Source organism: Bifidobacterium sp. UTCIF-1 (assembly GCF_006408915.1).
GTDB classification, from domain to species: domain Bacteria; phylum Actinomycetota; class Actinomycetes; order Actinomycetales; family Bifidobacteriaceae; genus Bifidobacterium; species Bifidobacterium reuteri.
This window is the reverse complement of the sequence record NZ_JFAG01000027.1, coordinates 1-12,964: the sequence shown is the minus strand read 5'-3', so window position 1 is coordinate 12,964 and position 12,964 is coordinate 1. Positions and strand designations below refer to the sequence as shown.

The following is a 12,964-nucleotide window of genomic DNA, read 5'->3' as shown; positions in this document are numbered from 1 at the left end:
GCGTTCAAGTGCGGTTGAGGTGTTTCCATGGACGTGTTAGCGTTCACGGCCGGTTGCGACGGAGACACCCGATCGGCGCGTGGAACGCGGAACCGCAGGAGCTGCAAACGAAGGAGCATCAATGAAGTACCGCAGCGTGGGCAAGTCCGGACTGAAGATCAGCGAGATCGCACTGGGAAGCTGGGTGACGCAGCTGACGAACGACGCGCAGCTGGACACGGCGCGAGACATCGTACGACTCGCCTATGAGTCGGGCGTCAACTTCTTCGATTGCGCGGACGCCTATTCGGGCGGCGCGGCCGAGCGGTTCCTCGGCGAGGTTCTCAAGGAATACCCCCGCAAGGAGCTGGTCATCTCCAGCAAGGTCTTCTTCCCCACCGGCGAAGGCGTGAACGACCGCGGCCTGAGCCGCAAGCATATCTTCGAAAGCATCGACCAGACGCTGAAGAACATGCAGCTCGACTATCTGGACATGTACTTCTGCCACCGCTTCGACGAGACCACCGATCTGACCGAGACGCTGCGCGCCATGAGCGATCTGGTGGCGCAGGGCAAGGTGCTCTACTATGGCGTCTCCGAAGAGTGGGGCTCCGCCCGCCTCGAGGAGGCACAGCGCATCATCGACCGCTACAACCTCTACCCAATCACCGTGGTGCAGCCGCAGTACAACCTGCAGGACCGTTACATCGAGCATGAGATCATGGGCACCTGCCGCAAACTGGGCATCGGCATCACCACGTTCTCCCCGCTCGCACAGGGCCTGCTGACCGGCAAGTACCGCAAGGGTCAGCCGCTGCCGGCCGGTTCGCGCGCCACCTGGCAGTCCGATCACCAGATCAACGACCTGCTCACCGACGAGAACCTCGACAAGGTCGAGCGTCTGCGCAAGGTCGCCGAGGAGCTCGGCACGAACCTGCCGGTGCTGTCGATGGCGTGGATCCTGCAGCACCCGGAGATCAGCTGCGTGATCGCCGGTGCCTCCAAGCCGAGCCAGCTGGAGAACAACATCAAGGCCTCCGGCTTTGTGATCCCCGCCGACGCGATGGCCGAAATCGACAAGATCACCGGCTTCCACCGCTTCGAACGCCACGTGGGCTGATTCCGTCTCAGCCAGCCCACATCAGGCTCCGAAATCCGTATCGCCTTGGGCCTCGGCCTTGGCGATGCGGATTTCGGCGTTTTTCGCCACCTGTTCGATGACCTGGTCATAGCCGGTCAAGGCGGCGAACGGCATGAACTGGGCGGCGCGGTTGTGACGGGACATCTGCGGATGCCGGCGTGAGACATGATGCGGCAAATCGATGATGTCGTCGTAACGGTGAGTCTCCTGCAGCGTCATGCGCTATGGCCTCCGATCTGCGTATTGCGCGCGATGCCGGTGGCGCCGTCCTCCAGATCCATGGCCTTGATGACGGCATTGCGACCGAAGCGTCGCTTCACATCAAGCAGTGTGCGTTGGATGTTCTGCTCTCCTTTCCCTCCAATGCCATTTTCCGGTTGCTCCGCTGAACCGTCACCGCCGTCATCCGCCCCATCGCCGCCCAACCCAGCGCCCGACGGCTCGTCGGCGAACAGATCGAGCTGCTCATACCGCTTGCCGACCGCCAGCTCATCAAGCGTGGCCAGATCATCGGCGATAACGGTCAGCCGACGCACCAACAGCATCGGGTTGGCGATGCGCTCGAACAAGGAGGCCATGGACGGCCGGATGCTGGCCGCGGATGACGTGAATCCCTCCAATCCGATGGAACCGACCGACGGTTTGGGCACCGCACGCCCATAACGGTCATAGGAGACGTCACCCTGATAGTGATTCTTGGCGTACTCCGCCATCCGTCGCATCGATTTGTCCTCGCAGCCGTCAAGTTTCCGGGGATTCAGGCTGCCGATGTCATAGCCGATGGCCAATGTCAGGCGATTGGTCCTGACACCTTTGGCCTCAAGATCAAGCGCCAGCGCGTCCGCCATCTCCTTGACGATAAGTCGGGCCGTACGCCAGTCGGCCGGCCCGGTGAGCACCTGCCCGATGCTGGTGCTGTGCCCATCCGGTTCATATGACTTAATATCCGCGATGGTGCACGACTCCCAGCCCCACGCATGGTCAATCAGCAACTCGGCGTTCACGCCGAACATGCGGTACAGCAAATCCTCGTTGTAGTAATCCGAAGCCCGCCCCACCGAGCAACGGGCGATATCCCCCATGGTCAGCAGGCCGGCATGCTCGAGTTTGCGGGCATAGCCTCGCCCCACCCGCCAGAAATCAGTGAGCGGCCTATGGTTCCAGAGCAATCGACGATACGACATCTCATCAAGCTCCGCCACCCGCACGCCGTCCTTGTCGGCCGGCATATGCTTGGCCACGATATCCATGGCGATTTTGGCCAGATACAGGTTGGTGCCGATGCCCGCCGTGGCGGTGATACCCGTCTCGGCGAGAATCTCCCGCACGATGGTCATAGCCATCTCATGCGGCGTCATCTTCAAGGCACGCAGGTATGGCGTCGCATCGATGAACACCTCATCGATCGAATACACATGGATGTGTTCGGGAGCCGCGTATTTCAGGTATATGCCGTAGATCTTCCCGCTCACCTGCAGGTAATGCGCCATGCGCGGTTTGGCGATGATCATCGAGGCCTTGAGCGATGCGCATGCCGCCAGATCATTGGCGTCGCAGGACTCTCCGATGAATCGGCCCGTAGGCGTATGGAGGGCGCGCTCCATATTGACCGCCGCCAGACGCTGCTTCGCCTCGAACAGACGCGCGCGCCCCGGAATGCCATACGCCTTGAGCGACGGCGAGACGGCCAGACATATGGTCTTGTCGGTGCGGCTCTCGTCCGCCACCACCAGGTGCGTGGTCAATGGGTCCAGATTCAGCGCCGCGCATTCCACGGAAGCATAGAAGGATTTGAGATCGATTGCGAGATACGTATGTGTCTCCCGAACCATCATCCGCCTCCCTTCGGTCGCATCCCTTATGATTTCCAGGCACGCCCATGATACCAAAACAGTCGAACATTTGTTCGATATGTTCGTGTCGAACCCGAGAATCAGACGACCCGCGCCAAACCTCCCCAACCAACCTCCCGAACCCACCCACCTCAGCGCAAGAAATCCCGGAAATCATCCCACTCGTCCCGGAATCCTTGCACTACGCCAGCTCCAGCGCAAGAAATCCGGGATGATGGGGACGATTCCCCGAAATCCTTGCGCCGGGACAGCGCCACTCGACCCGAGGAGGAAGAAAAGAAGACCATGCACCCCACAACACGGCGATGTAGCCGCCGATTGGTAGGGTTGACAGATAGTTAACCCCCTGTTTGAAAAAGGAGCTTTGGCTTGTCGGCTGAACTCGAAGACATTCATGAGGAATGTGGCATCTTCGGCGTGTGGGGACACCCTGACGCCGCCCGGCTCACCTATTTCGGCTTGCACGCATTGCAACATCGCGGCCAGGAAGGCGCTGGCATCGTCTCCAATGACAACGGCCATCTCATCGGCCACCGCGGCCTCGGCCTGCTCACCCAGGTGTTCGGCGACGAGCGGGAAATCGAGCGGCTCAAAGGCAACCGCGCCATCGGCCACGTGCGCTACGCCACTGCAGGCTCCGGCACCACGGACAACATCCAGCCGTTCATCTTCCGCTTCCATGACGGCGACGTGGCCCTGTGCCACAACGGCAACCTGACCAACTGCCCGTCATTGCGCCGCAAGCTCGAGGATGAAGGCGCGATCTTCCATTCGAATTCCGACACCGAAGTGCTCATGCACCTCATCCGTCGATCCCTGCAGCGCACCTTCATGGACAAGCTCAAGGAAGCGCTCAACACCGTGCACGGCGGCTTCGCCTACCTGCTTATGACCGAGAACGCCATGATCGGCGCACTCGACCCGAACGGCTTCCGCCCGCTCTCCCTCGGCAAGATGAAGAACGGCGCCTACGTGCTCGCCTCCGAAACCTGCGCGTTGGACGTAGTCGGCGCCGAGCTGGTGCGCAACATACGCCCCGGCGAGATCGTGGTGGTCAGCGACCACGGCTACAAGATCATCCAGTACACCAACAACACGCAGCTGGCCATCTGCTCGATGGAATACATCTACTTCGCCCGCCCGGATTCCGACATCTACGGCATCAATGTGCACTCCGCCCGCAAGCGCATGGGCGCGCGCCTCTTCGCCGAGGCCCCCGTGGATGCGGACATGGTGATCGGTGTGCCGAACTCCTCGCTCTCCGCCGCATCCGGTTACGCGGAGGCAGCCGGGTTGCCCAACGAAATGGGTCTGATCAAGAACCAGTATGTGGCACGCACCTTCATCCAGCCCACGCAGGAGCTGCGCGAACAGGGTGTGAGGATGAAGCTGTCCGCCGTACGCGGCGTGGTCAAGGGCAAGCGCGTCATCGTCATCGACGATTCCATCGTGCGCGGCACCACCTCCAAGCGCATCGTACAGCTGCTCAAGGAGGCCGGCGCGGCCGAAGTGCATATGCGCATCAGCTCGCCGCCGCTCAAATACCCGTGCTTCTATGGCATCGACATCTCCACCACCAAGGAGCTGATCGCCGCCAAGAAGAGCGTGGAGGAGATCCGCGATTACATCGGCGCCGACTCCCTGGCATATCTGTCGCTCGACGGTCTGGTGGAATCCATCGGGCTCAACGCCGACGCGCCCTATGGTGGTCTGTGCGTCGCCTACTTCAACGGCGACTACCCCACCGCCCTCGATGATTACGAGGCCGACTTCCTCAAGTCGCTCACCCCGGAAGATCGCGTGCGGCTGCCGGAATTCGCGCTGTACAAGAGCAAGTACGTCGGCAACGAGTACAACACCGTGCAGCCTGAAGCCGTGTAGCCTCGTTGCCGCGCGCCATCGCCCTGACTACCTGAACTACCTGACTACCCCTCAGTCAGCTTCCGCTGACAGCTCCCCTGACAAGGGGAGCCGGATAATATCGAAACCAATCTCTTCAGACCTCCCCTGACAAGGGGAACCGGATGATAACGGAACCGATCTTCAGATCTCCTTGACAGGAGAACCTGATACATGAAACCAGCTCTGCAGACGGCTTCCCCATCAAGGAAGCCGGAATACTAGAAAGGCCCATTCATGCCAAAAGCATATGAGAACGCCGGCGTAAGCGTCGAAGCCGGATACGAAGTCGTCAACCGCATCAAGTCGCATGTGGCACGTACCGCACGTCCCGGCGCAGGCGGCATCGGCGGTTTCGGCGGTCTGTTCGACCTCGCCTCCCTTGGCTATAAGGAACCGGTGCTGGTTTCCGGCACGGATGGCGTGGGCACCAAGCTCATGGTGGCCAAGATGATGAACAAGCATGACACCATCGGCCAGGACTGCGTGGCCATGTGCGTCAACGACATCCTCGCCCAGGGCGCCGAGCCGCTGTTCTTCCTTGACTACATCGCCTGCGGCAAGAACGATCCGGCCCTGCTCGAGCAGGTCGTCAAGGGCGTGGCCGACGGCTGCGTGGACGCCGGCGCCGCACTGGTCGGTGGCGAAACCGCGGAAATGCCCGACATGTACGATGCCGACGAATACGACTTGGCTGGCTTCACCGTCGGCGTCGTGGAAAAGTCGAAGATCATCGATGGCAGCACCATCGCCGAGGGCGACGTGCTCATCGGCCTGCCCTCCTCCGGCATCCACTCCAACGGCTACTCCCTGGTGCGCAAGATCCTGTTCAAGGACCACGACCTGACCGTCGATTCCAAGCCCGAAGAGCTGGGCGGCGAAACGCTGGGCGAGGAGATCCTGAAGCCCACGCGCATCTACGCGAAGCCGCTGAAGCCCCTGTTCGCCGGCGACGACCTGCTGCACGGCGTGGCGCACATCACCGGTGGCGCGTTCGTGGAAAAGGTGCCGCGCATCATCCCCGAAGGCCTCGCCGCCGCGTTCGATATCACCAGCTGGGACGTCCCGCCAATCTTCCGCCTGCTGCAGAACCTCGGCAATGTCGATGAACTCGAAATGTACAACATCTTCAACATGGGCATCGGCATGGTGCTTATCGTCGCCCCCGACAAGGTGGCCGAAGTCGAACGAGTGCTTGACGCCGAGAACGAGAAGCACTACACCGTCGGCAAGATCGTCAAGGACGTCGACGGCACCCGCGTTCAGCTGCACAAGGGCATGTGATCCCCGAAGGGTCCTGGAGTAAAGAACTCCAGGACCCCAGCATGCTCGCACCAGCGAGCATAACCCCGTATAGACTTTCAGCAGAATCAGGAAAGGACACAATAAGGATGGGTCAGAAGGTTCTGGTCATCGGTTCCGGTGCGCGCGAACACGCCATCGCCCACACCCTGCTCAAGGGCTCCAGCGTCGATGAGGTCACCGTGGCTCCGGGCAATCCGGGCATGGTCGGCGATGGTATCCGCATCACGCAGCTCAGCCAGTCGAATCACGCCGCGCTCATCGAGTTCGTGCAGCAGAACGGGTATGACTGGGTGTTCGTCGGCCCTGAAGTACCGCTGATCGAAGGCATCGTGGACGATTTCGCCAAGGCCGGCATCAAAGCATTCGGCCCGAACAAGGCCGCCGCCCAGATCGAGGGTTCCAAGGACTTCGCCAAGCAGCTCATGGCGCGTCACAACATTCCCACCGCCAAGTACCAGACCTTCAGCGATCTGGAACTGGCCAAGGAATACGTCAACGAACATGGCGCCCCCATCGTCATCAAAGCCGACGGTCTCGCAGCCGGCAAGGGCGTGACCGTGGCCATGGACCTGCACACCGCCATCCGAGCGCTCGAAGACATCTTCGTCGACCATCGTTTCGGCTCCGCCGGAGCCAAAGTCGTCATCGAGGACTTCCTCGAAGGCCAGGAATTCTCCCTGATGAGCTTCGTCAACGGCACCGAATTCTGGCCTATGCCCATCTCCCAGGACCACAAGCGCGCCCACGATGGCGACGAAGGCCCGAACACCGGCGGCATGGGTGCCTATAGCCCCGTGCCGCAGATTCCCCAATCCGTCATCGACGAGGCCATCGACACCATCGTGCGTCCGACCGTCGAAGGCATGGCCGAGGAAGGCACCCCGTTCACCGGCATCCTCTACGCCGGCCTGATCGCCACCGCCAACGGCCCCAAAGTCATCGAATTCAACGCCCGCTTCGGCGACCCGGAAACCGAAGTCGTGCTCCCCAAGCTCACCTCCGACATCGGTGCCGGCATCAGCGAGATCCTCAACGGCGGGACTCCGGAATTCACTTGGGATGAAACCAATGCCACCTTGGGCGTCGTCCTCGCATCCAAGGGATATCCGGAGCATGTCATCAAGGGCGCGCGCGTCCCTGAAATCCCCGTCGATGAGGACTCCCACGTCTACTATGCCGGCGTCGTCTCCGACGGCAAGGGCGGACTCGTCGCCGATTCCGGCCGCGTGCTCCTCGTCGAGACCTCCGCCCCTGACATCAAGTCCGCGCAGGACAAGGTGTACTCGATCATCGACAAACTGGATTGGCGGGGGATGTTCTATCGCCACGACATCGGTTTCAAAGCCCTGAATGACTGATTACGGAGCGTCCTCGGCGTTGCCCCTGTACCTTTCGCGTGAGGTACAGGGGCAACGCTATATTGGTAGGCAGTTTGTGTGGAAGGAATCATTGCATCCATGGTGACCATCAATCACGTCGGCACGTTCGCCGCATCAGCTGCCTGCATCGCTGCTCTCGCACTTCCGCTGGGCTTTGTCCCCATGGCCAACGCAGCAGACAGTGCCTCCGGAGCTGTCTCTTCGGCTCGTGCGTTTCCTGCTTACAAATCCACCAAGCGCATCACCGTCGGCGTGGAATCGACGTCCACCGACAGCAACGGCGACTGGGGCGATGTCGAATCATTGAATGTGCCTCAAACTCAGTCCCAAGCCGAGAAGGACGCAGCCGCAGAGCAAGCCCAGGCCGCTCAGGCAGCTCAGGCAGCTGCGGATTCCGCCGCCGAGGCAGCCAGCCGCAGCGCATCCCGCACCGCCGTCGCAGCCAATGACGTGCCTGTCTCCGGAAATGCCACCGATCTCGTCGCGTTCGCATTGCAGTTCCAGGGAGCCCCATATGTCTATGGAGGCACCACCCCCGATGGCTGGGATTGCTCCGGTTTCACCCAGTACGTGTTCGCCCACTTCGGCATCAGTCTGCCTCGTATCGCTGCGGACCAAGGTTCCGCAGGCACGCTGGTCACCGATCCGCAGCCCGGCGATTTGATGATCAGCGCCACGCACGCCGGCATCTACATCGGCAACGGTCTGATGATTCATGCCATGACGCCGGCGCAGGGCACGCAGGTCACTGCGGTGATGAGCGGTATGAGCTATTACCGTGTGCTGAAGTAAGTTGAAGTAATCAGCACAACGTTCGCGCACAGGAATGGGGGATGCATGATGACATACATCCCCCATTCCATATCCTTCCATATCCAGCTATGGCCTCGACTCGAACTCAGCTCAATGCAATGATGCAATCGACGATCCGGGTACGCCAAGCATTGAACGGTGGATACACCGCCTGCATCGTATCAGGCCATTGAGTCTTGGAGACCACCGTCTTGATATGGCTGAACGTCTCGAACCCGGCCTTGCCATGGTAGGAACCCATGCCCGAGGCCCCCACGCCGCCGAACGGCAATCGGCTGGACAGCAGCTGCGCCAACGTCAATGAATATCCCAGAGACCCGGACGACGTTTCACGCTCGAACGCCAGACGGACAGACCGGTTACGGGAGAACACATAGGCAGCCAGCGGGCGTGGACGGCTGTTGATGAAATGAATGGCCGCACGCGCATCCTTGACCACCAGAATCGGCAGAATGGGACCGAAAATCTCCTCCCCCATCACAGCCGCATCCGGTTGCGTGCCGAACAGCACCGTGGGTGCCATATACCTTGTGGCGCGGTCGACCACGCCACCGCACATCACACGACCCGCCGGATCCATAACGCCGGGCACTGTAAGGATGTCGGCATGCCCGTCACGTTTCGCCTTTTCCCCATCGGTCGTCTCATCCGCGCGGGCGGCGGTGATACGACGACCGACCATGTCCACTGCAGCACCGACCACTGACGCCACCTGCACCAGCGGAGAGCTCGGCTCCTCAGCTGGCACGGTACCGGCCGGCAGCAGCTTGCAGAGCCGCTCGATATGGCGATTGTTGACGATCCGCCCATAGTCCGACGACACAGCGGGATCCTTGCCGAAGAATTCGCCTATCGCCACACCGATGCGTTTGGCCAGCACCTCGGCGATATCCGGTGTAGCCAGCACATAATCCGGCGCAACGCAGGTCTGCCCGGCATTGGAGAATTTGCCCCACGCGATGCGTCTGGCCGCCACGTTCAGATCGACGGAACCATCCACGAAGCATGGCGATTTGCCGCCGAGCTCCAACGTGACCGGCGTCAGGTGCTGCGCCGCCGCAGTCATCACGATTCTTCCGACACGCTCGCCACCGGTGTAGAAGATATGGTCGAACGGCTGGTCGAGCAGTTCACCGGTCTCCTTGGCGCCCCCTTCCACCACGGCGACCGCTTCCGCATCAAGATATTGCGGCAGAAGCTGCGCGATGAGTTTCGACGTGTTGGACGCCAGCTCCGACGGCTTGACACATACGGCATTGCCCGCAGCGAGCGCATCGGCCAATGGCTCCAACGCCAGCAACGCCGGATAATTCCACGGTGCGATGATCAGCACCACACCCTTGGGCTCGGCGATCGTCCACCCTGCGGCGGGCTGCAGAGCCCACGGCATCGGCACCGGGCGTCGGGCCGACCAGATCCCCATCCGATTGCGCACGAAACGCGCTTCGGAGACTATCAAGTCAAGCTCCATCAGCACGGTCTCCATGGCGGGTTTGCCCAGATCGGCGGTCTGCGCAGCCACGAAATCCTGACGGTGCTCATCAATCAGGCGTCGCAACGCATCGAGTTGCGCGCGGCGCCAGGCAAGCGGACGCGTGCGCCCAGAGGCATATGCACGCTTGAGATTGGCGAAGGCATCGGTTCCAGTGGTCATGTCAAGGCCTTTCAGATAAGTGCGCGTCATCGGCATCGCGCATCACGGTTCATACGATTCATACGCCCTGTTTTCGGCCCGCCATATGGCCTGCGCCCGACCGAAGTACGTGGTGCAGGTGTTGCCGGCGAGTTCATCGAAGGTGATGGGATTGGCACTGGCCGCCCCGAGCAACGTGGCATGGGCGAGTACGGCATTCAGTTCCGCATCGGCGTTCGACACATGGGTTGGCACGCCGCCCTCATGCCGTGAAACACTCTGTGAAACATATGCTCGATCTCTGCCGCCCACCGGCTTCCCCTCAGGTGCATCTACGAGCACACTGCCATCCTGAAGCACGGTGATGGCGCGATCATCGGTGACGTGCACTTCGCCTTTCGCGTCCGTAAGCGCTATGGATTCATAGACCAGCTCCTCGCCGTTCCATCGAGGATCGTCTCGCGGATATGGGTTGGGAACCCGTTCGAATACCGTGGTGACCATGAATTCCCGACCGGCCGAGGTCAGCGAACTGTCGGCTATCGGCTGTCCTCCGCTGTCATAGGCCGTCGCGGTGATCGTACCGGGCTCATACGGGACCCGGAATTCCGCCATGCACCGGCGCACCGGCGCACGTCCGACATGACGTCCGTTCAGCGACAGTTCCACGCTTCTGCCACCCGAATACACCTGGACTATGGCTTCCCGCCCCTCATATCCAGCCCATGACCAGCTGGCTACACCGTCATGCCCTCGCTCTATGAACCGCGCGGTGCGACCGACGCGGGATGAGGATGAACCCGCTCCATACAGCAGCTGCATGGGACGTACGGTGATGGCCGGGGTGCGCCGCATACCGGTGACGATCTGCCGGTACAGCATCTGTCCGGTCGGCTCGCCGGTAATGTCGATAAGACCGGAGCCGCCCAACAATCCCGGATACCGTCGGTATGGGCCGGTCAGATGGCCGCGCAAAGCCATATGGTCGCCGTATTGGCACATCCAACCGTATGGCTCCGGATTCGAATAGGCCCATGCGCTGACCGACGCTTCGCCGATGTAATCCCAGCCGGTCCACACGAAGTCGCCGATCATGTACGGCAGCCGTTGAGCGGTGGACCACGTATCGATGATCTCCTGCGGATAGGTCTCGCTGGCGCAGAACACCCGGTTGGGATGCCGGCGGTGGAACCATTCGGGCCCCTGGCGGCAATAGTTCAACCCCGCCACATCCACTTCATCGAACACCGCATTGCTCTGCCGATCCATGATGCCGGTGGCGAGCGCAGCCGGCATGAGTCTGTCGATGATCGACAGCATGATCGGTCCCGAGGCGTGTTCGAGTGTGGTGTTGAGCCCCGGTTCCCCTTCCACTGTGATGTCATGCTGGTCCATGCCGGCCTTGGTTTTCGCGGCTATGGACAGCGAAATCGGGTTCACGCAGTCGATGATCGGGCGGCTGGTGTCCAGAGAACGGATGATGGCGCGCATGGATCGCGCCGCGTCGGCGGCACGCGGTGACTTGGTATCCGCAATCTCATTGCCTATGGAATACAGCACCACGCTGGGATGGTTGCGGTCCTTGCGGATCATCGATGCCAGATCGTCGGCGTAATGGTCGCGGAAATCACTGGCGTAATCGTAGCTGGTCTTGTGCATCCACCACATGTCGAACGCCTCGTCCATAACGAGCAGTCCCACTTCATCACAGGCGTCGAGGAACGCCTTGGACAGTGGGTTGTGCGCCGAACGGACGGCGTTGAAGCCTTGTTGTTTCAGTATGCGCGCGCGGCGAAATTCGGCATGCGGCATGGTGGCGGCGCCGAGGATGCCGTTGTCGTGATGCACGCAGCCACCGTTGAGCAGTGTGCGCCTGCCGTTGAGTCGCAAGCCATGCGTGGCGTCGCAGGTCAGGGTTCGGATGCCGAACCGTTCGGTATGGGTGTCGAGCAATATGCCGTCATCGGCATGCAATTCGATGAGTGCGGTATACAATGTGGGCGAATCCGGCGACCAGAGTCGAGCATCCTCAATGGTGCCAATGGTGCCGCTCCCCTCCTGGAATTGGGCCGCGACCTCTCCCTGCGCATCGATGATGGTGACATCGAGATACTGACCGAGGATGAGTGGATCGTCAAGGGCAATCGTCACCGTGGCATTGACGTGGTAACCGGTCGGCGCCTCGGCCATGTCATCAACGACAAGGGCCTCGATATGCACGCCATCCGGTCGAATCGCATCCGCGCTCTCGGCGGTCCACAGCCACACCGGCCGGTAGATTCCCGAGCCTGAATACCAACGCGAATTGGGAATATCGGAGTTGTCCACTACCACGGTCAGCGTATTGGTTCCGGGCTTCAGCAATGCCGCGATGTCGAGATAATAGTCACCGTATCCATACGTCAGCTCGCCCGCCAAAGTGCCGTTGACCATCACCGTGGCATGCGGGTACACGCCCTCGAATTCCAGCAGGCATGAGGCTGGCGGACGACCGTCGAAACGTAACGTGGTGCGGTATTCATACGTGCCGCCCGGATAGTAACCGGTATTGTATCCGTTCGCAGTATCCGGATCGCGATGCTCGTGAATCATCGCGTCATGGGGCAACGTGACCGACTGCCATACTCCGGAACCTTTGCCGCCAATGCTCCGAAACTGCCACTGGGAATTGATATCGACGCGCCGCATAGCCTTATTGTAGGCCAGCAGCACCGAATATGCGCGATGCGCACGATTGCGGCAGAAACAACCACCGCTGAAAAGACGTCAGCACAAGAAATTCCCGAAACAAACCCAATCGTCGAGAAAACCTTGCACTGAACCAACCTCAGCACAAACAATTCCCGAAAAACCAGCCCACTGGGCTGTGGGCTTTACGGCAACGTCACAGCAATATCGGACGGGCTACGCCCGCACTTTACTGACTCGCCTGTCGGCTCGCCACACTGCCTACGGACAACCC

Annotated in this window: 10 protein-coding genes; 6 read left to right on the top strand and 4 right to left on the bottom strand. The window is 61.0% G+C overall.

Features of this window, described 5'->3' with window-relative positions; genetic code table 11:
• Positions 1–121: 121 nt before the first annotated feature.
• Positions 122–1,099 (top strand): aldo/keto reductase family protein, encoded by a 978-nt coding sequence (locus BW09_RS09980; RefSeq protein ID WP_044089932.1) that lies wholly within the window; start codon positions 122–124, stop codon positions 1,097–1,099.
• Between the two features lie 21 nt (positions 1,100–1,120).
• Here BW09_RS09980 and BW09_RS09975 read toward each other — a convergent pair whose 3' ends face one another.
• Both BW09_RS09975 and BW09_RS09970 read right to left on the bottom strand, forming a co-directional pair.
• Complete coding sequence (locus BW09_RS09975; RefSeq protein ID WP_044089933.1) at positions 1,121–1,339, bottom strand: hypothetical protein; 219 nt, start codon at positions 1,337–1,339, stop codon at positions 1,121–1,123.
• On the bottom strand, positions 1,336–2,952 hold the full coding sequence (locus BW09_RS09970; RefSeq protein WP_140463865.1) for a type VI secretion protein ImpB: 1,617 nt from the start codon (positions 2,950–2,952) through the stop codon (positions 1,336–1,338). The genes BW09_RS09975 and BW09_RS09970 overlap by 4 nt, the downstream gene beginning before the upstream one ends.
• A 390-nt stretch (positions 2,953–3,342) precedes the next feature.
• Here BW09_RS09970 and purF point away from each other — a divergent pair, with 390 nt between their 5' ends.
• The 4 genes from purF (at position 3,343) to BW09_RS09950 (ending at position 8,348) form a co-directional block, all read left to right on the top strand.
• Positions 3,343–4,854 carry an amidophosphoribosyltransferase gene (gene purF / locus BW09_RS09965; RefSeq protein ID WP_140463851.1) on the top strand — a complete coding sequence of 504 codons (1,512 nt, stop codon included), beginning with the start codon at positions 3,343–3,345 and terminating at the stop codon, positions 4,852–4,854.
• 255 nt (positions 4,855–5,109) lie between these two features.
• Entirely contained in the window at positions 5,110–6,156 is a 1,047-nt protein-coding gene (purM, locus tag BW09_RS09960) for a phosphoribosylformylglycinamidine cyclo-ligase (RefSeq protein WP_140463849.1), read from the top strand.
• Between the two features lie 107 nt (positions 6,157–6,263).
• Positions 6,264–7,535 carry a phosphoribosylamine--glycine ligase gene (gene purD, locus BW09_RS09955; protein WP_140463847.1) on the top strand — a complete coding sequence of 424 codons (1,272 nt, stop codon included), beginning with the start codon at positions 6,264–6,266 and terminating at the stop codon, positions 7,533–7,535.
• A gap of 99 nt (positions 7,536–7,634) precedes the next feature.
• Positions 7,635–8,348 carry a C40 family peptidase gene (locus BW09_RS09950; RefSeq protein WP_044089938.1) on the top strand — a complete coding sequence of 238 codons (714 nt, stop codon included), beginning with the start codon at positions 7,635–7,637 and terminating at the stop codon, positions 8,346–8,348.
• 106 nt (positions 8,349–8,454) lie between these two features.
• Here the strand turns inward: BW09_RS09950 and BW09_RS09945 are convergent, their stop codons facing one another.
• On the bottom strand, positions 8,455–10,023 hold the full coding sequence (locus tag BW09_RS09945; RefSeq protein WP_140463845.1) for an aldehyde dehydrogenase family protein: 1,569 nt from the start codon (positions 10,021–10,023) through the stop codon (positions 8,455–8,457).
• Between the two features lie 42 nt (positions 10,024–10,065).
• Positions 10,066–12,594, bottom strand: a complete 2,529-nt coding sequence (locus BW09_RS09940) for a glycoside hydrolase family 2 TIM barrel-domain containing protein (protein ID WP_181161795.1) — start codon at positions 12,592–12,594, stop codon at positions 10,066–10,068.
• Between the two features lie 6 nt (positions 12,595–12,600).
• Between BW09_RS09940 and BW09_RS10970 the strand changes: the two genes are divergently transcribed.
• Positions 12,601–12,822, top strand: coding sequence for a hypothetical protein (locus tag BW09_RS10970; RefSeq protein WP_181161796.1), 222 nt, complete (start codon positions 12,601–12,603; stop codon positions 12,820–12,822).
• The last annotated feature ends 142 nt before the right edge of the window (positions 12,823–12,964 follow it).

Bases quoted from the DNA above. Each gene is read 5' to 3' on its own strand.
- BW09_RS09980 (WP_044089932.1), top strand. From the start codon at position 122: ATGAAGTACCGCAGCGTGGGCAAGTCCGGACTGAAGATCAGCGAGATC.
- BW09_RS09975 (WP_044089933.1), bottom strand. From the start codon at position 1,339: ATGACGCTGCAGGAGACTCACCGTTACGACGACATCATCGATTTGCCG.
- BW09_RS09970 (WP_140463865.1), bottom strand. From the start codon at position 2,952: ATGGTTCGGGAGACACATACGTATCTCGCAATCGATCTCAAATCCTTC.
- purM (WP_140463849.1), top strand. From the start codon at position 5,110: ATGCCAAAAGCATATGAGAACGCCGGCGTAAGCGTCGAAGCCGGATAC.
- purD (WP_140463847.1), top strand. From the start codon at position 6,264: ATGGGTCAGAAGGTTCTGGTCATCGGTTCCGGTGCGCGCGAACACGCC.
- BW09_RS09950 (WP_044089938.1), top strand. From the start codon at position 7,635: ATGGTGACCATCAATCACGTCGGCACGTTCGCCGCATCAGCTGCCTGC.
- BW09_RS09945 (WP_140463845.1), bottom strand. From the start codon at position 10,023: ATGACCACTGGAACCGATGCCTTCGCCAATCTCAAGCGTGCATATGCC.
- BW09_RS09940 (WP_181161795.1), bottom strand. From the start codon at position 12,594: ATGATTCACGAGCATCGCGATCCGGATACTGCGAACGGATACAATACC.
- BW09_RS10970 (WP_181161796.1), top strand. From the start codon at position 12,601: ATGGGGCAACGTGACCGACTGCCATACTCCGGAACCTTTGCCGCCAAT.